The organism is Flavobacterium sp. GW823-FHT06G12, assembly GCF_058794775.1.
The window spans coordinates 1,414,090-1,438,314 of sequence record NZ_JBXAHE010000001.1 but is presented as its reverse complement, the minus strand read 5'-3'; the positions used below and the strand labels follow the sequence as shown (position 1 = coordinate 1,438,314).

The window sequence follows — 24,225 nt, the reverse complement described above, 5'->3', positions numbered from 1 at the left end:
CCCCATTTTAGGGATCCGCTTCACTTAACTCTCTCACTGAAGTTAAGTGAATGCAATATGCATCTATATCTATTATCTTAATAAGTGCTTACTAATTCAAAATATTACAAATCATTGATACAGTGCAAATCCCGCAAAATCGAATTCTGCGGGAATTCCCAATTTTTTAATTATCCAATTTTTTTCATTGCTGTCATAGATTCTCTCAACCAAGCTCCTACTTCTTCAATAGGGTGTTGACGAATTTCTTTGTTTACAGCGATAAGTACCGCATTGTCTACTCCGTTTGAAGTTGAAAATGGTTTACCAATAATGTTAGTTTCCACTTTTTTCATGAATTCAGTCAATAATGGCTTACATGCATGATCAAATAAGTAGCATCCGTACTCAGCAGTATCAGAAATTACGCGGTTCATTTCGAATAATTTCTTTCTTGCGATTGTGTTTGCAATTAATGGCAATTCGTGTAATGACTCATAATAAGCAGACTCTTCAATGATTCCAGCTTCAGTCATTGTTTCGAAAGCTAATTCAACACCAGCTTTTACCATTGCAATCATTAATACTCCATTATCAAAATATTCTTGTTCTGAGATTGGAGCTTCTTGTGGAGCTGTTTTTTCGAAGTTAGTTTCTCCTGTTGCAGCTCTCCATTTCAATAAGTTAACATCGTCATTAGCCCAGTCGATCATCATAGTTCTAGAGAATTCTCCAGAAATGATATCGTCTTGATGTTTTTGGAATAAAGGACGCATAATGTCTTTCAATTCTTCAGCTAATTCGTAAGCCTCGATTTTTGAAGGATTGTTTAAACGATCCATCATATTTGTAATACCACCGTGTTTTAAAGCTTCAGTGATAGTTTCCCATCCGTATTGGATTAATTTAGAAGCGTAAGCTGCATCGATTCCTTTTTCAACCATTTTATCGAAACATAAAATAGATCCAGTTTGCAATAAACCACAAAGAATAGTTTGCTCACCCATTAAATCTGATTTTACTTCAGCTACGAAAGATGATCTTAAAACTCCAGCTCTGTGTCCTCCAGTTGCTACAGCGTAAGCTTTCGCTTGATCTAAACCAAATCCGTTTGGATCATTTTCTGGGTGAACTGCGATAAGAGTTGGAACTCCAAATCCTCTTTTATACTCTTCACGTACCTCAGAACCTGGACATTTAGGAGCACACATAATAACAGTGATGTCTTTACGAATCTGCATTCCCTCTTCTACGATGTTGAATCCGTGAGAGTAAGATAAAGTAGAACCTTGTTTCATTAATGGCATAATAGCAGTTACCACAGCTGTATGTTGTTTGTCTGGTGTAAGGTTACAAACTAAATCTGCAGTTGGAATCAATTCTTCATAAGTTCCTACTTTGAAACCATTTTCAGTTGCATTTTTATAAGAAGCTCTTTTTTCTGCAATTGCATCTGCACGCAATGCATAAGAAATGTCTAAACCAGAATCTCTCATGTTTAAACCTTGATTCAAACCTTGTGCTCCACAACCAACAATTACAACTTTTTTTCCAGCCAATGCTGCAATTCCGTCTGCAAATTCTGATTGCTCCATAAATTCGCAAACTCCTAATTGTTCTAATTGTAATCTAAGTGGTAATGTATTGAAATAATTTGCCATTTTTGTTTTAATATTTAATGAAATGAAATTTTAATATTGATATATATAACTAAGATTTTTATTATTTAAAGGATTCTAATAATGTAGAAATCTCCATTTTTTGTTTAGAAACCGATATTCTTCCCGAACGCACAAACTGCATAATTCCGTATGGTTTGAACTTTTGGTACAATTCCTCAATTTCAGAACGTCTTCCTGATTTTGAAATCACAAAGAAATCGCGAGAAACTGTCACAATTGTAGACTGGCTCTCTTTAATAATATTCTGAATTTGTTTCTCGTCAAACAACAAACTTGAAGCAATTTTAAACAAAGCATTTTCTAAGAAAATAGTCTCTTCATCTGTGTGATAAAATGCTTTTATAACTTCAATTTGTTTTTCAATTTGTCCAACAATGTTCTGAACCCATTTTTCTGTCGTATTTACTACGATGATAAATCTTGAAACATTCTCAATTTCTGATTCTGAAACATTTAGACTTAATATATTAATGTGACGCTTTAAGAATATTCCTGATATTCTATTTAATAAACCCACATTATTTTCTGAATATACCGATATGGTAAATGTTTTATCTTCCATTTGTTTTTTTAGTTTTATTTGTTTCAAGTTTCATGTTTCACGTTCTCAGCAGAACTTGAAACCTGAAACTTGAAACTGAAACTTTTTTCTTAACTTAATCTAATTTCTGATACACAAGCTCCTGTTGGAATCATTGGGAAAACGTTGTTCTCTTTTTCGACTACAACTTCTAAGAAATATGAATCTTTTGAAGCCAGCATCTCAGCGACCGCTGCATCAAGATCTTCACGCTGTGTAACTTTTTTAGATTTGATATGATATCCTTCTGCAATTGCAATGAAATTTGGATTAATCATTTTTGTAGAAGCATATCTATTATCAAAGAATAATTCTTGCCATTGGCGAACCATTCCTAAGAATTCATTATTTAAAATAACAATCTTCACTGGAACCTGAGTTTGGAAAATTGTTCCTAGTTCTTGAATTGTCATCTGGAAACCTCCATCACCAATAATCGCTACTACTTCACGCTCTGGTTTTCCCATTTTTGCTCCAATCGCAGCAGGCAATGCAAATCCCATAGTTCCTAAACCTCCAGAAGTAATATTACTTTTAGTTGAATTGAATTTAGCATAACGACAAGCAAACATTTGGTGCTGACCAACATCTGAAACAATGATTGCGTCTCCTTTTGAGTGTTTGTTAATCATTTCGATAGTTTCTCCCATCGAAATTCCTTTACCGTTTGTTGGATTTAATTCTTCTTTTATTACTGAATCGTATTCAACTTTGCTTAACTCTTTAAATTCATTGTGCCAAGCATCATGAGATTTTGCATCTAATAATGGCAATAAAGCAGCTAAAGATTCTTTCACATCCCCTAAAACAGCTACTTCTGTTTTTACGTTTTTATCAACCTCTGCAGGATCAATTTCGAAGTGAACTACTTTTGCCTGTTTTGCATAAGTACTTAATTTACCTGTTACACGGTCGTCAAAACGCATTCCGAAAGCAATTAAAACATCGCATTCGTTTGTTAGTAAATTTGGCGCATAATTTCCATGCATTCCAAGCATACCAACGTTTAGAGGATGATCTGTTGGTAAAGCTGATAATCCTAAAATTGTCCAAGCTGCTGGAATTCCAGATTTTTCAACAACTGCTTTAAATTCTGCTTCTGCCTGACCTAGAATAACTCCTTGTCCAAAAACAATAAAAGGTTTTTTAGCACTATTGATTAAAGCTGCAGCTTCGGCAACTTTATCTAAATTTAATTTTGGAACTGGAACATAACTTCTAATTCCTGTGCATTTTTCGTAGCTAAATTCGAACTCATCAAACTGAGCGTTTTTAGTAATATCAACCAACACTGGTCCTGGACGCCCAGAACGAGCAATGTAAAATGCTTTTGCAATAATTTCAGGAATTTGAGAAGCTTCAGTTACCTGAAAATTCCATTTTGTTACCGGAGTTGAAATTCCGATAATATCTGTTTCCTGAAATGCATCAGATCCTAATAAATGTCTTCCAACTTGCCCAGTAATGCATACTAATGGAGTTGAATCGATTTGAGCATCTGCGATACCAGTTACTAAGTTTGTAGCTCCTGGCCCAGAAGTAGCAATGGCTACTCCTACTTTTCCTGTAGCTCGTGCATAACCTTGAGCTGCATGCGTTGCACCTTGTTCGTGACGAACTAAAACGTGGTGTAACTGATCTTGAAATTTATATAATTCGTCGTAAACTGGCATTATAGCTCCACCTGGGTAACCATAAATTAAATCTACTCCTTCTGCTAATAAACATCTTATAACGGCTTCTGCCCCTGATATTTTCATAGTATATTTTTTTTATCAATTTCAATTTTGCTGAAATTGATTTTTGATTTTTTTATAATTAATTATCGGTTACACATCCTGTTGATGCACTCGAAACCGACTTAGCGTATTTAAGTAAAACCCCTCTGTCAACTTTCAATTTCGGCTGAACCCAAGCCGCTTTTCTTGCTGCAAATTCTTCGTCAGATATCTTCAGGTCGATTGTATTTTTCACAGCATCGATAGCAATTAAATCTCCATCTTTTACTAGTGCAATACCACCACCGTCATATGCTTCTGGTGTAACGTGACCTACCACGAAACCGTGCGAACCGCCCGAGAATCTACCGTCTGTGATTAGTGCACAACTGCTTCCTAATCCAGCACCAATAATAGCAGATGTAGGCTTCAGCATTTCAGGCATTCCCGGACCACCTTTTGGTCCACAACCCCTGATGACGACTACATTACCTGGTTTAATTTTTCCGGCTTGAAGACCTGGAATTACTTCAAATTCACCTTCAAATACAACAGCTGGTCCTTCAAAATATTCTCCTTCTTTACCGCTGATTTTTGCTACAGCACCTTCAGAAGCTAGATTTCCGTATAATACCTGAATATTTCCTGTTGGTTTTAATGCTTTTTGAATTTCATGAATTACTTCTTGTCCGTCTTGTAAATCTGGAGTTGAAGCTAAGTTTTCAGCCACCGTTTTTCCTGTTACAGTTAAACAGTCTCCGTGAATAAGTCCAACTTTCAATAAGTATTTCATAACTGCTGGAATACCTCCAACTTCGTGAATGTCTTCCATCATATACTTACCACTTGGCTTCATGTCTGCCAATACTGGTGTTCTATCATTAATTGCTTGAAAATCATCTAAAGTGATTGTAATTCCAACTGAGTGAGCCATTGCAATTAAGTGCATAACCGCATTTGTAGAACCACCTAAAACAGCTACAATTGTAATAGCATTTTCGAAAGCCTTACGAGTCATAATGTCTCTTGGCTTGATATCTTTTTCTAATAATATTTTGATTGCTTTTCCAGCTTCCAAACATTCATCTCTTTTTTCTTGGCTTAAAGCAGGATTAGAAGAACTATAAGGTAAGCTCATTCCTAATGCTTCAATTGCAGAAGACATTGTGTTTGCAGTATACATACCACCACAAGCACCAGCTCCTGGGCAAGCATTCTGAATAACACCTTTAAAATCTTCTGGAGTGATTTCGCCTTTTACTTTTTTTCCTAAAGCTTCAAAAGCAGAAACAATGTTTAAAGATTCTCCTTTCCATTTTCCAGAGTGAATAGAACCACCGTAAATCATCATAGAAGGACGGTTTAATCTTCCCATTGCGATTAATGCTCCAGGCATATTTTTATCGCAACCAGGAATTGCAATAATACTATCATACCATTGCGCTCCAGCAACAGTTTCAATAGAATCTGCGATTACGTCTCTAGAAACCAGTGAGTAACGCATTCCTTCTGTTCCATTAGAAATACCGTCACTGACACCAATGGTATTAAAAATAAGTCCGACAAGATCTGCATCCCAAACACCTTTTTTAACATCTTTTGCTAAATCATTAAGGTGCATATTGCAAGTGTTACCATCGTAACCCATGCTCACAATACCAACTTGTGCTTTCTTTAAATCTTCTTCAGTTAAACCAATTCCGTACAACATCGCTTGCGCCGCAGGCTGTGTTTGATCTTGTGTGATGGTCTTGCTGTACTTATTTAATTCCATTATTGCTTTTATTTATTTTAAAATTTTATTCAAAAAAAAACCTTCCAGTATTTGGAAGGTTTGTAATATAGTCTTTCAATTATATTTATAACATTCCCGATGCAGATGTGTGAATCACATTGACAACAACGACAGAAGTAATAATAATTGAGATTTGCATCATTCATTTTTTAGTGTCACAAAAGTAAGCAAACTTCTGGAAGTAAAAAAATAAAATCTCAACATTTCAAAGACTTCTTGTTATTATCTTCACATTTTAACAAAAAATATTAAACAATTGTAGATTGCCCAATACTTACATTATCATTATTGAAATACAGCAAATCATCTTTGCTGAAAATAAAATTAGAAACGAACTCTCCTACTTCGTTTGTTCCAAATTTTGAATCAGGTTTCAAATCAACTGTGACCACTTTGTATTCTATTGCTTTTTCTACCGCTTTATAGATTACATGAGCTTCTTTAGTTAATCCAAAATGTTCTAACAAAAGCGCCGCTGCTAAAATCGAAGCAATCGGATTAGCAATGTTTTTTCCTTTTGCCTGCGGATACGATCCGTGAATTGGCTCAAACAAAGCATTTTTTTCTCCTAAAGATACTGATGGCAATAAACCAATTGAGCCTGTAATTACACTAGCTTCATCAGATAAAATATCTCCAAACAAGTTTTCAGTCAAAATCACATCAAACTGTTTTGGATTTAAGATTAACTGCATTGCTGCATTATCTACAAATAAGAAATCAAGCTTAACATCCGAGTACTCTTCGCTCACTTTCTGAACTACTTTTCTCCACAATCTTGAAGTCTCCAAAACATTTGCTTTGTCTACCATTGTTAGCTTTTTGCGTCGTTTTTGAGCCGACTTAAAAGCTAAATGTGCAATTCTAGTAATTTCTTCTTCTGAATATTCGCATAAATCTGAAGCGTGTGTTCCTTCTTCATTCAGTGTTTTTGTTCCAAAATAAGCACCACCAGTTAATTCTCTAAAAATCGTAAAATCAGCTCCTTCGATAATTTCTCTCTTTAAAGGAGAAGCTTCAATTAAGGCTTTATAAGGTTTTATAGGACGAATATTAGCAAACAATCCTAATTCTTTTCGCAGTTTTAATAATCCTTGTTCAGGACGAACCTTTGCATTTGGGTTATTATCGTATTTTGGATCCCCAATTGCACCAAGCAAAACTGCATCTGTATTTAAACAAAGATTCAGAGTTTGTTCCGGTAAAGGACTTCCTGTTTTATCGATAGCAACCGCTCCCATCAGCGCTTCCTCAAAAACAAATTCATGATTATACACTTCGCCAATGGCGTACAAAGCTTTCTTAGCTTGTAAAATTACTTCAGGTCCAATTCCATCTCCTGGTAAAACTGCTATTTTTAAATTCATAATCTCTCGCTATTTATGTCTTTAAATCCTTATTGTTCCTTAAATTCTTATTTTGAAATATTAACTTCTAATTAATTCTCCTTCTATTTTAGAAGCTTCGATAATCTGATGAATATCTGCATCAACCACTTCTTTTTTAATATCAGCGAATTTCAAAAATTCGACATAAACGATATCTAATTGAGTTTTTGTTAATTCGTAACCTACTTTCTTAGCACGGTAAGCCAAAGCTGCTCTACCGCTTCTTGCTGTTAAAATGATTGAAGATTCATTCACACCCACATCTAGCGGATCCATAATCTCGTAAGTTGCTCTGTTTTTGATTACGCCGTCTTGGTGAATTCCAGAACTATGCGCAAAAGCATTTGCTCCAACAATCGCTTTATTAGGCTGTACAATCATTCCCATACTTTCAGAAACCAAACGACTCATTTCGTTCAATTCTCTTGTATTGATGTTTGTATCTAAGTTTAGGTAAGGATGTTGTTTGAAAATCATAACCACTTCTTCAAGTGCAGTATTTCCAGCTCTCTCTCCAATACCATTAATAGTACATTCTATTTGTCTTGCTCCATTTATAGCTCCTGCGATTGAGTTTGCAGTTGCCATTCCTAAATCATTATGACAGTGGCATGAAAGGATTACGTTTTCGATTCCTTTTACGTTTTCTTTTAAGTATTTAATTTTTGCTCCGTATTCTTCTGGAAGACAATATCCAGTAGTATCAGGAATATTCAATACAGTTGCTCCAGATTTAATCACTTCTTCACAAACTTTAGCTAAGAACGCATTGTCTGTTCTACCAGCGTCTTCTGCATAGAATTCAACATCTTCTACATAAGATTTAGCATGTGATACAGCAAATTTTGCTCTAGCAATAATATCTTCAGGCGTAGTTTGTAATTTGTGGAGTATATGAGATTCCGAAGTTCCGATTCCAGTATGGATTCTAGGTTTCTTAGCGTGCTTTAAAGCAGCTGCTGCAACATCAATGTCGTTTTTAACGGCTCTTGTAAGTCCGCAGACGGTTGCATTTTCTACAATTTTACAAATCTCAGAGACCGATAAAAAATCGCCCGGACTTGACACAGGAAAGCCTGCTTCGATAATGTCAACTCCCATTTTGTCTAGTCGTTCTGCAATAACTAATTTTTGCTTAGTATCTAACTTACATCCTGGAACTTGTTCACCATCTCGCAATGTGGTGTCAAAAATTTGAACTTTCTCTCTATTCATATTCATTTATTTAATGTAATTTCACATCTTGATAACAAATATATATTGTACTATTACAGTATGAAATTCATTTTAATGAAATTATACTGTTTATAAAACGATTTATCACATATTAACTAACTTACAATCAATAAGTTATATTATTATTTTTTACAATGGCTAACCATCAAAAAGATTTCTTATTTGTTCTAATCAAATCACTTTCGAAATCAGAAAAAAGGCAGTTTAAAATTTTTGCAAGCCGATTAGAAACGAGTTCAAATACAAAATTTATCGAATTATTCAACATTTTAGATAAATCTGAAGTTTATGATGAAAAACTCATTCTTAAAAGTGGTGTTATCCAAAAAGTACAGTTATCTAACTTAAAATCATACTTATACAAACAAATTCTAGTAAGTATAAGGCTAAACATTCCGAGCCAGAACATCCGTTATCAACTTCGCGAGCAAATGGATTTTGCTGTTATTCTTTATAATAAAGGATTATACAAGCAGAGTTTGAAAATTTTAGATAAAACAAAACAGCAAGCTCTTGAAAATGACGAAAAATATATGGCGTATGAAATTGTTGAGTTCGAAAAATTAATCGAATCACAATATATTACACGAAGTATTCAAGGTCGCGCCGACGAATTGGTTGTTCAAGCCAAAGAATTAAATTATAGAAACACGATTTCAAGTAAACTTTCGAACTTATCGCTTCAGCTGTACGGAATCATGTTAAAAACAGGATATGTAAAAAGTGATGCCGAATACAAATACATAGACGACTATTTTAATAGACATATTTCTAAACTTGATGAAAGTAAATTTGGCTTTCGCGAAAAATATTGGTTTTACAATGCTAATTTGTGGCGAAGCTTTCTAGTCCAAGATTTCTTGGCTAGTTATAAATTTGCTTATAAATGGGTGCAGCTTTTTTATGATAATCCAAATATGATTTATCTGAATCCTGTATTTTTCTTAAAAGGAAATCATTACTTCTTAGAATCGCTTTATATGCTTAAGTATAAGTCGAATTTCAAAAAGTACTTGAATCTTTTGGAAGAAACTATTGCAGATCCTAAATTCCCTTCAAATGATAATCTTGCTTCATTGTCTTTCTTATATGTATATAACAATAAATTGAATCTACACATACTAGAAGGTACTTTCGCAGAAAGCGAATATTTGATTCCTGAAATTTTAAATAAACTAAAATTACACAGCGAGCATCTTGATGAGCATCACGAAATGTTGTTTTTCTATAAAATTGCTTCTATTTATTTTGGTAACGAAAAATACAATGAATGCATTAATTACTTAGATAAAATCATCAATAACAAGAACTTGACCATGCGCGAAGATTTAATGTGCTTCGCGAGATTATTATCGCTGATTGCACATTACGAACTTGGAAAAGATTATTATTTAGAAAATCATCTAAAGAGTACCTATAAGTTCTTATTAAAGATGAACGATTTGCATGAAGTTCAAAAGGAGATTATCAAGTTTTTAAGAAACCTAAACAACTTCTACCCTGCTGATATTAAAAAGGAATTCAAGAAAATGCACGCTCGTTTCGTAGAACTTGAAAAGAACACTTACGAGAAAAGAGCTTTCTTATATCTCGATATTATTTCGTGGCTTGAAAGTAAAATTGAGAATCGAAAAATTGCGGATATAATTAAGGAAAAGGCAAAACTTAACAATCGTTAATTTAAATTCCAATCCCGAAGTCTCGGGATATAAAATTCCAAATTCCAAACTATTTGCGTTACTACCTTTGTCAAAGTTTAAAACTTTGATAAAGGTTTGCACGCACAATTGCAACGTACTATTTCTCATTTCGACGAAGGAGAAATGATATACTGAATGAAAAAATTAAAACCAATAAAAAAATCCCAAACTCCACTTAAAATTGGAATTTGGGATTTAAAAAATTGAAAATTGTCGAACTTTTATTCGACTATATTAGAAGTCGTAACATAGAAATCTTTATCAACTTCTAGTTTTCTATCTTCGTTTGTTGTTTTAACCGATTGCCATTCTGTAGTTGGTTTCAACCATGTTTCAACGCCGTTTAATTTCACTCTTACCGACATATCAAATTTCGCTACACAATTTGTCCAATGATATCCGAACGTTCCATTTTTAAACATATATTCAAAAACCGGAATTTGAGTTGTAGTTAAATATTGAGCAAAAACTCTATTGAAGTTAATTCCAGATTGCTCATTAATATAATCTTGAATTTGTTTTCCGGTAACCGTTTGGTGATAGAACGTTTTGTTCATGCCTCGTAAAATCGATTTCCATTTTGCATCATCATTGATAACTTGACGAATCATATGAAGCATTGAAGCTCCTTTTGGATACATATCTCCAGATCCTTCATTGTTTACATCATAATGTCCAATAATTGGTGTGTCATTTTTAATGTTTTTTCTACATCCAATTACATAGTCAGCACCGGCTTCTTTACCATAGTAATATTCTACAAAAAGACTTTCTGAATAATTGGTAAAACTCTCGTGAACCCACATATCTGCAATGTCTTTGTAAGTAATATTGTTAGCATACCATTCGTGACCTGATTCGTGAATAATGATAAAATCAAACTTTAATCCCCAACCTGTTCCGCTTAAATCACGTCCTAAATAACCATTTTTGTATTGATTTCCGTAAGTTACAGAACTTTGGTGCTCCATTCCTAAATACGGAACTTCAACCAATTTATAACTGTCTTCGTAAAAAGGATAAGGCCCGAACCAGTTTTCAAAAGCTTTAAGCATTCTTGGAGCATCTTTAAACTGCTCTTTTGCCAAAGCAAGATTGTCTTTCAAAACATAATAATTACAGTCTAAATTTCCTTTTTCTCCCTTGAAAACTTCAGAGAAATTAACGTAATCTCCAATGTTGATGTTTACACCATAATTATTGATCGGATTGGCAACATACCAATTGAAAGTTTTAGTTCCGTCTTTTTCTTTCTTTACGCTTTGTAATCTTCCGTTAGAAACCTCAGTTAAATCTCCAGGAACATTAACGCTTATTAGCATATTCTCCACTTCATCGTACATATGATCCTTGCAAGGCCACCAAACGCTCGCGCCTAAACCTTGGCAAGATGTAGCAATAAAATCTTTTCCGTTTTTATCTTTTTTCCAAGAGAAACCACCATCCCAAGGAGCTCTAACAGCTTCTTTCGGTTTTCCTTCAAAAAAAACCACGATTTCTTTTACTGCACCAACTTTTTGTTTTTCGTTTAAAGTGATGAAAAACGCGTTTCCATCTCTTTCAAATTTTAATTCTTTACCATTTTGCGTTACTTTGGTAATATTCATTGGTTCTTGCAAATCAATCTGCATGCGGTTGTTTTCTGTTAAAACAGTATAACGAACGGTGTTTGAACCTGAAATAAATTTTTCAGCAGGTTTAACCTTTACATCAAGGTGATAATATTTTAAATCCCACCAAGCTCTTTCTTTTGTGATGCTTCCGCGTAAAGTGTCTTGATGTGTAAAAACGGTTTCTGACTTGTTTAAAAGTCCCTGAGCATTGGCAGTAAAACCAATTAGAAAAGCACCTAAAATGCTTCCAAAGTAATTTTTCATTAGTTAGAATTATAAAATAAATAAAGTATTCGAACTTAATCTGTCACAAATGTAAACATTCGAATTAAGAATTCTAAAATTTTATGATTTCTTCATAAAAAACAAACCCAATAAATAAGAAATTTATTGGGTTTCAGTTTTTAAACTAATTACAAAGATTAATTTGTGATATTAGATTCAATAACATAAAAGTTTTTATCTACAGCTAAAGTTGTTTTTTCGCTATTTAAATCTTTGGCTTGCCAGTCTGTTGTTGGTTTTAGCCAAGTTTCTTCGCCGTTTAAAGTTACCTTTAAAGGAAGATTAAAGTTCTCCTGACAATTAATCCAATGATAAGCTAATTTTTTATTTTTAAAATAATATTCAAAAACAGGTACCTGAGACGTTCTCAAATACTGATTAAAAATGGGGCTAAAATCAATTCCAGATTCTTTACTAATATAGTCTTCAATTTGTTTTGTGGTAACGGTTTGATGATAAAACGTTTTGTTCAATCCACGAAGAATCGATTTAAACTTCGCATCATCATTAATCACCTGACGAATCGTATGAATCATGTTGGCGCCTTTTGGATACATATCGCCAGAACCTTCTCTGTTTACATCATAATACCCAATAATAGGCTCTTTATTAGCAATCATTTTTCTAATTCCTCTCGCGTATTCATTTGCGGCATCTTTTCCGTAATAATATTCTATAAAAAGAACTTCTGAATAAGTGGTGAAGCTTTCATGAATCCACATATCGGCAATGTCCTTATAAGTAATATTATTAGCAAACCATTCGTGACCCGATTCGTGAATAATGATATAATCAAACTTTAATCCCCAGCCGGTTCCGCTTATATCATGTCCATTGTGTCCATTTTGATAGTTGTTCCCATAAGTTACAGAACTTTGGTGCTCCATTCCCAAATACGGAACTTCGACCAATTTATAACTGTCTTCGTAAAACGGATAAGGCCCGAACCAGCTTTCAAAAGCCTTCAACATTTTTGGCGCATCTTTAAATTGCTCTTTTGCTTTAGTTAAATTGTCTCTCAAAACATAGTAATTACAATCTAAATCACCTTTTTCTCCTTTAAATTTTTCTGAGAAATTAACGTAATCTCCAATATTGATATTTACGCCGTAATTATTAATTGGATTAGCAACATACCAGTTAAAAGTTTTTGTTCCATCTTTTTGTTTTTTAACACTTTGAAGCCTTCCATTTGAAACATCAGTTAAATCGCCAGGAACATTTACACTAATTAGCATATTCTCCACTTCGTCGTACATATGATCTTTGCAAGGCCACCAAACGCTAGCTCCTAATCCCTGACAAGATGAAGCTATAAAATCTTTTCCGTTTTTATCTTTCTGCCAAGTTATTCCTCCATCCCAAGGCGGACGAACAGCTTCTTTTGGAACACCGCCAAACGATACTATAATTTCTTTTGTATCGCCCATTTTTTGATTTTCATTCAAAGTAATAAAAAAAGCATTTCCATCTCTTTCAAACTTTAATTCCTTTCCATTCTGTGTAACTTTTGTGATATTCATTGGTTGCTGAAGATCAATCTGCATACGATTGTAATCCGTTAAAACCGTATAACGAACAGTATTGGTTCCCGAAATGGTTCTGTCTGCCGGATTCACCTTAATATCAAGGTGATAATATTTCAAATCCCACCAAGTTCTTTCTTTGGTAATGCTTCCGCGTAAAGTATCCTGATGTGTAAAACCTGTTTCTGATTTACTTAAAAGGCCTTGAGCATTGGCAGTAAAACCTATTAGAAAAGCAACTACAACACTTTTAAAGTATCTTTTCATATCTATAAATTAAGTTTTGAATTAGTTACAACATTAGTATATATTTTCAATTTATGTTACAAAATTTATAATCATATATCATATTGTTTTTTATTTTAGCTAAAATTTTCCTGTTTTATGAAATTTAGCTCATTTGCATACCTTTTGATATTTCTATATTCAATAAATAACTATACGCAGACATTTCCTGTTTATAAAACATCTGAGAAAATAACAATTGATGGAAATTTAAAAGAGTGGAAAACTCCTTTTATTGGCCCTTTCGTAATTCATAATTCTGGAGAAAAAGCTTTGCAAAATACTTTTGTTTCACTTTCGTGGAATAACAAAAACTTATATTTAGCCTACAAATGCACTGATTCACAAATTATTGGATCAGCACAAAAAAAAGATTCTCAAATATTTAATACTGATGATTTAGTCGAAATATTTCTTGATCCAGATGGAGACGGTCAGAATTATATTGAAATTGGAGTGAATGCATTTTCTACAAATTATGATTTGATTTTAAAATGCATCTCTCCAGAATGTGGCGGATGGAATACAGCAATGGATTTTGATATAAAAGGTTTGGAATCTGTAAGCAAAATGACTCCAGAAGGCTATTCGGTTGAAATTAAAATTCCGTTTTCTAGTCTAGAAAATATTGAAAACAGCGGTTTTTCGAAACCTAAAGTTGGAACAAAATGGAAAGGAAATGCTTTTAGAATTGATTACGGTAATACAACTGAATATCTTGCTTTACAACCTTATAAGAGTTTAATTTTTGGTTTTCATCAGCCACAAGAGTTTGCAGTTTTTGAGTTTGTAGAATGATTTGTTTTTGCTTAACTGTTTATTTATATAATTGCTCAATTGTGTCATTTAGACCGAAGGGAGAAATCACACTCATAAATCGACAAAGATTGAAGATACTCTTTGCGGAATTTCTAGTGTGATTTCTCCCTTCGGTCGAAATGACAAGCTTTACTTCTGACGTTTCTTCAAAACTTCTACAACATCATTTAACTGATAACCTTTTGCCTGTAGTAAAATCAGATAATGAAAAAGTAAATCGGCGCTTTCGCTAAGAAACAAATCATCGTTATCATCTTTTGCTTCAATCACCACTTCTACTGCCTCTTCTCCAACTTTTTGAGCAATTTTATTGATTCCTTTTGCAAATAAAGAAGCTACATAACTCTGTTCAGAATCAGCATTTTCTCTGCGGGTTTTGATTGTATTTTCTAATTGCGAAATAAAACCGTAATTCACATCATTTGGTTCCTGCCAGCAAGTATCTGCGCCTGTGTGGCACGTTGGTCCAACTGGTTTCGCCTGAATTAATAGCGTATCGCCGTCACAGTCATTTTTAATGCTTACCAGATTTAAAAAATTACCGCTCTCCTCGCCTTTCGTCCAAAGTCTTTGTTTTGAACGGCTGAAAAAAGTTACTTTTTGTGTTTCTATTGTTTTTTGAAGCGATTCTTCGTTCATATAACCCAGCATCAAAACATTTTTTGTTTCTGAATCTTGGATTATAGCCGGAATTAATCCGTGTGCGCTTTTGATATCGATATCCATAATTTTAGTCTAAAGTTGTAAAGTCCAAAGTCTTAAAGTCAAAACTATAATCGAACTTCTATATTATTATTTCTTAATTCTTGTTTCAACGCTTTGATTTCGATTTCTTTAAAGTGAAAAACACTTGCTGCCAAAGCGGCATCTGCTTTTCCTTTTTTAAATGAATCTACAAAATGCTGTATATTTCCTGCTCCTCCCGAAGCAATAATTGGAATATTTACTAATTCTGACAATTTTGCCAAAGCTTCGTTTGCAAAACCGTTTTTAGTTCCGTCGTTGTCCATCGAAGTAAATAAAATTTCTCCTGCGCCTCGTTCTGCCACTTCAACTGCCCAATCGAATAAATTCAATTCGGTTGGTACTTTTCCTCCAACTAAATGTACAATCCATTGTCCGTCAATTTGTTTGGCATCGATTGCAACGACAACACATTGACTTCCAAATTTCTGTGCTAAATCATTAATTAACTGCGGATTTTTAACTGCCGATGAATTAATTGAAACTTTATCAGCTCCATTATTTAACAGAATATCTACATCTTCAACAGATGAAATCCCGCCGCCAACCGTAAACGGAATATTGATTTTTTCTGCCACACTTCGTACCATATTTACAAGTGTTTTGCGTCTTTCCTCAGTTGCCGAAATATCCAGAAAAACCAATTCATCTGCACCTTCTCTCGAGTAAATTTCAGCCAATTCTACAGGATTTCCTGCATCACGCAAGTCAACGAAATTAACGCCTTTAACTGTTCTTCCGTTTTTTATATCTAAGCAAGGTATTATTCTTTTTGCTAACATTTATCTAATGTGTTAATTAGAAAATTAGTCAATTAGATAATTACTTCACATACTGTGTAAATTATCTAATTATCAAATTTTCCCATTTTCTAATTTTTAATGTGTCAAATTGAGAATTAGTCAATTAGATAATTTTCTGCATTTGCTAAATCATTATCTAATTATCAAATTTTCTCATTTACTAATTATATAGTTTTCCAACTGTTTCAAGCTAATTCTTCCCTCGTAAATTGCTTTTCCGATAATAGTTCCTTCACAGCCTAATTCTGCAAGTTTTGGTAATTCGTCGAAAGTTGAAATTCCTCCAGAAGCAATTAGTTTTACACCTTTTGCTTCTGCCAAAATTTTACTGTACAAATCAAAACTTGGACCTTGAAGCATTCCATCTTTTGCAATATCGGTACAAATAACATACTGAATTCCTTTTGATTGATAATCCTGAATAAAAGGAACTAAATCTTCATTAGATTCTTCTAACCAGCCAGAAACTGCTATTTTTTCATCTTTTGCATCAGCTCCCAAAATAATTTTTTCTGAACCGTATTCTGAAATCCATTTTTCAAAAATTGCTCTGTTTTTTACAGCAATACTTCCGCCGGTAATTTGGTTTGCACCACTTTCAAAAGCAATTCTTAAATCATCATCGGATTTTAATCCGCCTCCAAAATCAATTTTTAAGCTCGTTTGCGTTGCAATTTGTTCTAATATCTTATAATTGACAATTTTGCTTGATTTTGCGCCGTCAAGATCTACTAAATGCAGGTATTCAATTCCGTGTGCTTCAAATGATTTTGCCACTTCAAGCGGATTTTCATTGTAAATTATCTTAGTATCATAATCACCTTTGGACAAACGAACGCATTTTCCTTCAATGATATCTATGGCTGGTATTATTCTCATTTTAATTTAGTCTTAAAGTTTGAAAGTCTAAAGTCATAAAGTCTTTTTGATTTTCAAAATTGATAATTTGATTGATATTTGAATTTTTACATTTTTAAAAAATTACCTAGAATCTTTTCTCCGACATCACCGCTCTTTTCTGGGTGAAATTGTGTACCGTAAAAATTATCTTTTTGTAATGCCGATGCATATTCTACATCATAATTGGTTGTAGCAACAGCATATTCGCAATTTGGTGCGTAAAAACTGTGAACCAAATACATGAATTCATTTTCAGAAATTCCTTTGAATAAATCGGTTTTTAAATCATAAATCTGATTCCAACCCATTTGTGGCACTTTTACGTTGTTTGAAAATTTTACAACATCAACATCAAAAATGCCTAATCCTTTGGTATTCCCTTCTTCTGTTTTGTTGCACATTAACTGCATTCCTAAGCAAATTCCTAAAACAGGCTGTTTTAATTCTGAAATCAAACTGTCTAAACCACTTTCACGAAGTTTTGCCATAGCCGAACTCGCTTCGCCCACACCAGGAAAAATCACTTTATCTGCCGATTTGATTTCATCTGGATTATTACTCAGAACAGCTTTAAAACCTAATCTTTCAATAGCAAACATTATGCTTTGTATATTTCCTGCTCCGTAATTTATAATTACTATTTTCATTTAATTTTAGTCTTAAAGTCTAAAGCCCAAAGTCTTAAAGTCGTTTTAAATATCCGTTATTTAGGAAACTTTCGACTTTATGACTTTCCACTTTTGACTCAATTAAAGCATTCCTTTCGTTGAAGGTAAAATCATTTTTTCGGTATCTCTTTTTACGGCTACTTTTATTGCTTTCGCGAAAGCTTTAAAAATTGCTTCAATTTTATGATGCTCGTTGATTCCTTCTGCTTTGATGTTTAAGTTAGCTTTTGCGCCGTCTGTGAATGATTTGAAGAAGTGATAAAACATCTCTGTTGGCATTTTACCTACCATTTCGCGTTTGAATTCCGTTTCCCAAATCAGCCAATTTCTTCCTCCAAAATCAATTGCTGCTTGCGCTAAACAATCATCCATTGGAAGACAGAATCCATAACGCTCGATTCCTAGTTTATTTCCTAACGCTTTTGCGAAAACTTCTCCTAAAGCAATTGCCGTATCTTCGATTGTATGATGTTCATCAACTTCTAAATCCCCTTTTACAAGAATCTCCAAGTCCATTTGACCGTGACGCGAGATTTGATCTAACATGTGGTCAAAAAATGCAATTCCGGTGTCGATTTTGCTTTTTCCTGTTCCGTCAAGATTTAAATTAATATAAATATCCGTTTCGTTCGTTTTTCTTGTAATAGAAGCCGAACGCGCCTCTAATTTTAAAAACTCATAGATTTTCTTCCAATCCATTGACTGCAAAACAATGGTATCGTTCAATTCTTCACGTTTAGATGAAATTTCAGTACTTCCTGCTCCATCTGTGTCATTCATGAAAATTGCTTTTGCACCAAGGTTTTTAGCCAATTCAACATCTGTTAAACGATCTCCTAAAACAAAAGAATTTTCAAGATCATATTGCGGATTGTTCAAATATTTGGTTAACATTCCAGTTCTTGGCTTACGTGTTGATGCATTTTCTTCTGGAAAAGTTCTGTCTACAAAAATTTCATCAAAAACAACTCCTTCGTTTTCAAAAGCTTTTAAAATGAAATTTTGCGTTGGCCAAAACGTATCTTCTGGAAAACTATCCGTTCCTAATCCGTCCTGATTGGTTACCATTGCTAATTCGTAATCTAATTCGTTGGCAATTTTAGCCAAATACTGAAATGCTTTTGGATAAAATTCTAGTTTATCTAAACTGTCTAATTGGTAGTTTTCAGGTTCTAAAACAATCGTTCCGTCACGATCGATAAAAAGTACTTTTTTCATATTTTATGTTTTTTGCCACAGATTAAAAGGATTAAAATGATTTTTCTTTTGCCACGAATTACACAAATTTCACTAATTCAATTCGTGTAAATTCGTGTAATTCGTGGCAAAAAAAAAATTCTACACAAACAGAATAAAAAAATCATTTTAATCTGTATAATCTGTGGCTAATATTTTTAGTTCAATAATTTTAATTCTTTAATTACAACCGCATTTTCTTCTTTTGTTCCAATTGTAAAACGAAGACAATTTTCACATAAAGGCTGTGTTGTTCTGTTACGGATAACAATTCCTTTTTCAATTAATTGATCGTATCTTTTGTTCGCATCATCCACTTTTGCTAAAATAAAATTAGCTTCTGTTGGATATACTTTTTCAACAAAACTCACTTCAAGTAAAACTTTAAGCAACTCTTCTCTTTGCTCAACAATAGAAGCTATTTCTTGTTTAATTTTATCAAAATCCTTCAAACGTTCGATTGCTCTTTGTTGCGTTAATTCGTTTACATTATAAGGCGGTTTGATCTTATTTAAAATTGAAATTACAGCTTCAGAAGCATAGCAAACTCCTAAACGAATTCCTGCTAAACCATAAGCTTTAGAAAGTGTTTGCGTAATCACTAAATTTGGATAGGCATCTATTTCTGCCAACCAGCTTTCCTTCTCCGAAAAATCAATATATGCTTCATCAATTACTACTAAACCTTTAAAGTTTTGCAATAATTTCACCACACTTTCATCTGAAAAAGAATTTCCTGTTGGGTTATTTGGTGAGCATAAAAAAATAATTTTCGTATTCTTATCAACAGCTTCTAGAATCTTTTCTACTTGTGGCTGAAAGTCTGTTGATAGCAGAATTTCTCTGTTTTCAACCGCATTAATATTAGCCAAAACACCATACATTCCGTATGTTGGTGGCAACGAAATGATATTGTCTTTATTTGGTTCGCAGAAAGCTCTAAAAAGCAGATCTAAAACTTCATCGCTTCCGTTTCCTAACAAAATCTGGCTTTGTTTTATTAAATTGTTTTTAGCCAAAATTGCTTTAACCGAATTCTGTTGTGGATCTGGATAGCGGTTTACACCATTTTGAAACGGATTTTCATTAGCATCTAGAAAAATCATTTCGGCTGTGTCAAAATCTTCAAACTCATCTCTTGCCGAAGAATATGGTTTTAAAGATTTTACGTTTTCACGTGTTATTGTATTTATATCGAAAGTGCTCATTGTTTTATTTTTTTAAGAAGCAAGAACCAAGATGAAAGACTTTAAAAAAAATCTTGCTTCTTTGCTCTTTCTTCTTCCTTTGTCTTTTATTATAAACTCTTCAATCTTAATGTTACAGCATTTTTGTGTGCTTGCAATCCTTCAGCTTCAGCCATTCTTTCAATAGCGTTTCCAATATTCTGAATCCCTTTTTCTGAGATTTTTTGGAATGTCATCGATTTCATAAAGCTGTCCAAATTTACACCGCTGTAATTCTTAGCGTAACCGTTGGTCGGCAAAGTATGATTGGTTCCAGATGCATAATCTCCAGCACTTTCTGGCGTATAATTCCCAATAAAAACAGAACCTGCATTTACGATTCCGTTACAATAGAAATCATCATATTCAGAACAAATAATGAAGTGCTCAGGGCCATATTCATTGATTAAATCTAAAGCAATCTGATCGTTTTCAACAAAAATTAGCTTTGAATTCTCAATGGCTTTTTCTGCAATTGCTTTTCGGGGAAGCTCTTGTAATTGAGTCTGAACTTCTTTTTCTACTTCGTCAATTAGTTTTTTTGAAGTCGAAACCAAAATTACCTGACTATCTGTTCCATGTTCTGCCTGAGATAGTAAATCTGAAGCTACAAAAGCAGGGACTGCGCTATCATCTGCGACAATTAACAATTCTGAAGGGCCAGCAGGCATATCGATTGCTACTCCAAACTGAGTTGCCAATTGTTTTGCAACCGTAACAAACTGATTTCCTGGTCCGAAAATTTTATACACTTTCGGAATAGATTGTGTGCCGAAAGTCATTCCTGCAATGGCTTGAATTCCGCCAACTTTCAAAATTTTAGTTACACCACATAAATTTGCAGCATACAAAATCGCTGGATTTATTTTTCCTTTTTTATCTGGTGGCGAACACAAAACAATCTCTTTACAACCCGCAATTTCAGCCGGAACAGCCAACATTAAGACTGTAGAAAACAAAGGTGCCGTTCCTCCTGGAATATATAAACCAATTTTCTGAATTGGTCTTTTTTCTTGCCAGCAGTTTACTCCTTCAATCGTTTCAATAGAAACGCGATCTGTTTTTTGAGCGTTGTGAAAATTATAAATATTGTTTTTTGCTAATTCGATCGCTTCCTTCAATTCAATCGGAATCAGACTAATTGCTTCTTCAATTTCTGCCTGAGAAACTTCATAATTATCTAGCGAAATTCCGTCAAAAATCGAAGTGTATTTTGCAACCGCTTCATCTCCTTTTCTCTGAACCTCTTTAAAAATCTCTTTTACTGTAACTTCAATATCATCAACAGTTTGTGTTGGTCTCTTTAATATTTCTGACCAGATTTCTGGTTTTGGACTGATTATTTTATTCATTTTTTTTAAGCTTTAAGCTTTAAGCTGTAGGCTTTAGGCTTTATTAACGTTGTGTTTGTTTTTTGCATAAGGAGCAAGCTTTTCAAAAGCTTAAAGCTTACTGCCTAAAGCGAGCGTAGCCCTAAAGAACCATTTTCTCAATTGGGCAAACTAGAATTCCTTCTGCTCCTACTTCTTTTAGTTGATCAATTACATCCCAGAAAGTATCTTTGTCGATTACGGAGTGAACACTGCTCCAACCTTCCTGTGCCAATGGCAAAACGGTTAAACTTCTTAAAACTGGAAGAATTTTTCCAACTGCATCAATTTTATCATTTGGAACGTTCATCAAGATATATTTTGAATTTCTAGCTCTTAAAACGGCTTGAATTCTAAATTTTAAAGTGTCAATATGTTTTTGAATTTCTGGAGAAACTTTTGGAGAAACAGCTAAAACTGCCTCACTTTTCAAAATAACTTCAACTTCTTTTAAATTGTTTTTAAATAAAGTGCTTCCGCTTGAAACAATGTCTACAATAGCGTCTGCAAGACCAATGTTTGGCGCAATTTCTACAGAACCAGAAATCTGGTGAATATCAACACTTAAACCAAATTTACTGAAATATTCGTTAACTGTATTTGGATAAGAAGTAGCAATACGAAGTCCAGCCAAATCCTGAACTGAATTGTATTCGAAAGTTTTAGGGACTGCTACTGAAACTTTACATTTTGAGAATCCAAGTTTTTGAACTACTTCAATTCCTTTTCCTTTTTCTACCAAAAGATTGTCGCCAACGATTGCTAAATCTACTACTCCGTCAATCAAGTATTGAGGAATATCTGAATTTCTAAGGTATAAAACTTCAAGAGGAAAATTTGAAGCTTCAGCTTTTAACTGGTCGATTCCGTTATTGATTGAAATACCGCAATCTTTAAGAATTTGGATACTGTCTTCGTTTAAACGACCTGATTTTTGAATTGCAATTTTTAAAGTACTCATTTTTTTAGTTGTTGTTTGATTAATAGTTTGAGTACAAAGAATTGGTATAAAAAAACCCGTTTGATGTACTCAAACGGGTTTTAAAATATGATGATTTACACACATACATTAACACATCGCTTGAGAGCAATAATGAAAATGATGATGATGTAATTGATTTGAAATCATTGTTTGGTTTGTTTTATAATTCTTTGATTCGGTTGCAAATATACTAGATAAAATAATTAAAAAACAATTTTTAATTTAACTTAACGATAGTTTATTGTTAAAAATCGTTTTAGACCACATTTTTTGCAATGATTTTAAAATTACTTTAACGAATTATCATATTCTTCAAAAACCAATAAAACGCTAGTTCCTTTTCCTATTTCACTTTCAATTTTAAACTTAACCTGAAGTAAATCTGTCATTCTTTTTACAATAAATAATCCAAGTCCTGTTCCTTTAATTTCTGAGTGATTGAGAGAATCTGATCTAAAAAACGGATTTAAGATAGATTCCAAATCCTTCTTAGCAATGCCAATTCCTTGATCTACAATAGTACAAATAACTTTATCATTTTGTCTAGACAATGAAATTCGAACTTCGCTATTACGTTTTGAATATTTAACAGCATTAGAAATGATATTTCGAAGAATCGTTACTGTTAAATAATTATCAGAATAAATATAAAACTCTTCTGAAGCATCTAAAACTACATTTATTTGTTGTGATTTAATCTTATCTGCATTCAATGTTAAAACATCTAAAACTACTGCATTTAGATAAATATTTTCTTTGTTTATATTTTGTTTTTGATTCTCAAAACGAGCCATCAAAAGAAGCTGATCTACAAGAGAATTTAAGTGATCTACTTCATTAATGCAATAGTTAATTTTTTCTTCGTATTCCTTACTATCTCTAGGTTTACGTATAAGCACTTCAAGTGTTCCTTTAATTACAGTAAGAGGTGTTCTTAACTCGTGTGAAGCGTCAGATGTGAACTGTTTTTCACGTTCTATGGCGTCTTCAATTCGATTCAATAAATTATTTATTGTTTTTGAAAGCGTAAACAATTCGTCTCTTGTTTTTGGCAACGGAATCCTTGCTTTTAGGTTGTCTTTTGTAATAATTTTAGAAGTCTGAATAATATTATTTATTGGCCTAATACTTCGTCCTGCAAAGAATCTTGCCAGAAAAAACAAAATAAAAAGAATAATTGGAAATGCAATCATTAAGGTATCTAACAGGTTTTGCAAGACTTTTGACGAATCTGAAAGCGACATTGCAATAATCAAATATCCAATTTTTTTTGTTCCAATATGAAGTGGAACTTGAATTTGACGAATTTTATTACCTAGCAGTTTAGTATCATAAAGCTCAAAATGATCTTTATTTTTATAAAAAATAAGCTTCTCATTTTTAAGATTGGGAGACTTTTCAATTATGTTTTTATTCAAATCTAAAAATTGGACAAAAACAGGATTTACATCAACAGAATTGTGTTCTCTTTCTTCCCATTCTTCACTATCCATAAAAACAACAACACCATTTTCAATTCTTAATTCTTTTAAATGATCTTGAACTTCTATGTTTAAGTTTTCATCAATATGATTGTAAACCGTCAGTTTTACAATAAAATAAATTGCAGAAAAAACCACTAAAACAAGAAGCCCTGTTCCTACAATATAGTTTAATGCAATTCTATTTTTAAAGGAGAGTGATGTCATTT

19 protein-coding genes are annotated in these 24,225 nt (G+C 33.2%); 2 read left to right on the top strand and 17 right to left on the bottom strand.

Translation table 11 applies throughout. The features are described 5' to 3' along the window. Window positions 1–170: 170 nt before the first annotated feature. From ilvC to AC1Q5Z_RS06110, 6 genes are all read right to left on the bottom strand, one after another. Window positions 171–1,640, bottom strand: coding sequence for a ketol-acid reductoisomerase (gene ilvC / locus AC1Q5Z_RS06135; RefSeq protein ID WP_111291079.1), 1,470 nt, complete (start codon window positions 1,638–1,640; stop codon window positions 171–173). Window positions 1,641–1,701: 61 nt separating this feature from the next. Then, window positions 1,702–2,223, bottom strand: a complete 522-nt coding sequence (gene ilvN / locus AC1Q5Z_RS06130) for an acetolactate synthase small subunit (protein ID WP_095929307.1) — start codon at window positions 2,221–2,223, stop codon at window positions 1,702–1,704. An 89-nt stretch (window positions 2,224–2,312) separates the two neighbouring features. Further along, window positions 2,313–4,001 carry a biosynthetic-type acetolactate synthase large subunit gene (gene ilvB / locus AC1Q5Z_RS06125; protein ID WP_198855678.1) on the bottom strand — a complete coding sequence of 563 codons (1,689 nt, stop codon included), beginning with the start codon at window positions 3,999–4,001 and terminating at the stop codon, window positions 2,313–2,315. A gap of 58 nt (window positions 4,002–4,059) precedes the next feature. Further along, a complete protein-coding gene (gene ilvD, locus AC1Q5Z_RS06120; RefSeq protein ID WP_286968265.1) occupies window positions 4,060–5,733 on the bottom strand; it encodes a dihydroxy-acid dehydratase in 1,674 nt (557 codons plus the stop codon). 269 nt (window positions 5,734–6,002) lie between these two features. After that, window positions 6,003–7,121 carry a 3-isopropylmalate dehydrogenase gene (gene leuB, locus AC1Q5Z_RS06115; protein ID WP_492444062.1) on the bottom strand — a complete coding sequence of 373 codons (1,119 nt, stop codon included), beginning with the start codon at window positions 7,119–7,121 and terminating at the stop codon, window positions 6,003–6,005. A 60-nt stretch (window positions 7,122–7,181) separates the two neighbouring features. Continuing rightward, window positions 7,182–8,357, bottom strand: a complete 1,176-nt coding sequence (locus AC1Q5Z_RS06110; protein ID WP_343586717.1) for a 2-isopropylmalate synthase — start codon at window positions 8,355–8,357, stop codon at window positions 7,182–7,184. Between the two features lie 155 nt (window positions 8,358–8,512). Here AC1Q5Z_RS06110 and AC1Q5Z_RS06105 point away from each other — a divergent pair, with 155 nt between their 5' ends. After that, window positions 8,513–10,057 carry a hypothetical protein gene (locus AC1Q5Z_RS06105; protein WP_198855682.1) on the top strand — a complete coding sequence of 515 codons (1,545 nt, stop codon included), beginning with the start codon at window positions 8,513–8,515 and terminating at the stop codon, window positions 10,055–10,057. Between the two features lie 242 nt (window positions 10,058–10,299). On the opposite strand, the gene AC1Q5Z_RS06100 is transcribed toward AC1Q5Z_RS06105, so the two are convergent. Beyond that, window positions 10,300–11,955: a M1 family metallopeptidase gene (locus AC1Q5Z_RS06100; RefSeq protein WP_492444061.1), complete on the bottom strand. Its 1,656-nt coding sequence runs from the start codon at window positions 11,953–11,955 to the stop codon at window positions 10,300–10,302. A 158-nt stretch (window positions 11,956–12,113) separates the two neighbouring features. After that, window positions 12,114–13,769 carry a M1 family metallopeptidase gene (locus tag AC1Q5Z_RS06095; protein ID WP_492444060.1) on the bottom strand — a complete coding sequence of 552 codons (1,656 nt, stop codon included), beginning with the start codon at window positions 13,767–13,769 and terminating at the stop codon, window positions 12,114–12,116. A gap of 117 nt (window positions 13,770–13,886) precedes the next feature. Here AC1Q5Z_RS06095 and AC1Q5Z_RS06090 point away from each other — a divergent pair, with 117 nt between their 5' ends. Continuing rightward, entirely contained in the window at window positions 13,887–14,585 is a 699-nt protein-coding gene (locus tag AC1Q5Z_RS06090; protein ID WP_343586708.1) for a carbohydrate-binding family 9-like protein, read from the top strand. A 150-nt stretch (window positions 14,586–14,735) separates the two neighbouring features. On the opposite strand, the gene hisIE is transcribed toward AC1Q5Z_RS06090, so the two are convergent. The 9 genes from hisIE to AC1Q5Z_RS06045 form a co-directional block, all read right to left on the bottom strand. After that, window positions 14,736–15,332 carry a bifunctional phosphoribosyl-AMP cyclohydrolase/phosphoribosyl-ATP diphosphatase HisIE gene (hisIE, locus tag AC1Q5Z_RS06085; RefSeq protein WP_343586705.1) on the bottom strand — a complete coding sequence of 199 codons (597 nt, stop codon included), beginning with the start codon at window positions 15,330–15,332 and terminating at the stop codon, window positions 14,736–14,738. A 44-nt stretch (window positions 15,333–15,376) separates the two neighbouring features. Further along, window positions 15,377–16,132, bottom strand: coding sequence for an imidazole glycerol phosphate synthase subunit HisF (gene hisF, locus AC1Q5Z_RS06080; RefSeq protein WP_492444059.1), 756 nt, complete (start codon window positions 16,130–16,132; stop codon window positions 15,377–15,379). A 174-nt stretch (window positions 16,133–16,306) separates the two neighbouring features. Further along, the gene (hisA, locus tag AC1Q5Z_RS06075) at window positions 16,307–17,032 is read right to left on the bottom strand and encodes a 1-(5-phosphoribosyl)-5-[(5-phosphoribosylamino)methylideneamino]imidazole-4-carboxamide isomerase (protein WP_343586700.1); all 726 of its coding nucleotides are present in this window, start codon (window positions 17,030–17,032) and stop codon (window positions 16,307–16,309) included. A gap of 86 nt (window positions 17,033–17,118) precedes the next feature. After that, window positions 17,119–17,700, bottom strand: coding sequence for an imidazole glycerol phosphate synthase subunit HisH (gene hisH / locus AC1Q5Z_RS06070; RefSeq protein WP_198855689.1), 582 nt, complete (start codon window positions 17,698–17,700; stop codon window positions 17,119–17,121). Window positions 17,701–17,802: 102 nt separating this feature from the next. Further along, entirely contained in the window at window positions 17,803–18,939 is a 1,137-nt protein-coding gene (gene hisB / locus AC1Q5Z_RS06065) for a bifunctional histidinol-phosphatase/imidazoleglycerol-phosphate dehydratase HisB (protein ID WP_343586696.1), read from the bottom strand. Between the two features lie 176 nt (window positions 18,940–19,115). Further along, on the bottom strand, window positions 19,116–20,165 hold the full coding sequence (gene hisC, locus AC1Q5Z_RS06060) for a histidinol-phosphate transaminase (protein ID WP_343586694.1): 1,050 nt from the start codon (window positions 20,163–20,165) through the stop codon (window positions 19,116–19,118). 89 nt (window positions 20,166–20,254) lie between these two features. Then, window positions 20,255–21,535 (bottom strand): histidinol dehydrogenase, encoded by a 1,281-nt coding sequence (gene hisD / locus AC1Q5Z_RS06055; protein ID WP_492444058.1) that lies wholly within the window; start codon window positions 21,533–21,535, stop codon window positions 20,255–20,257. Window positions 21,536–21,656: 121 nt separating this feature from the next. Further along, window positions 21,657–22,514, bottom strand: coding sequence for an ATP phosphoribosyltransferase (gene hisG / locus AC1Q5Z_RS06050; protein WP_198855693.1), 858 nt, complete (start codon window positions 22,512–22,514; stop codon window positions 21,657–21,659). Window positions 22,515–22,822: 308 nt separating this feature from the next. Continuing rightward, window positions 22,823–24,223 (bottom strand): sensor histidine kinase, encoded by a 1,401-nt coding sequence (locus tag AC1Q5Z_RS06045; RefSeq protein WP_492444057.1) that lies wholly within the window; start codon window positions 24,221–24,223, stop codon window positions 22,823–22,825. Window positions 24,224–24,225: the final 2 nt, after the last annotated feature.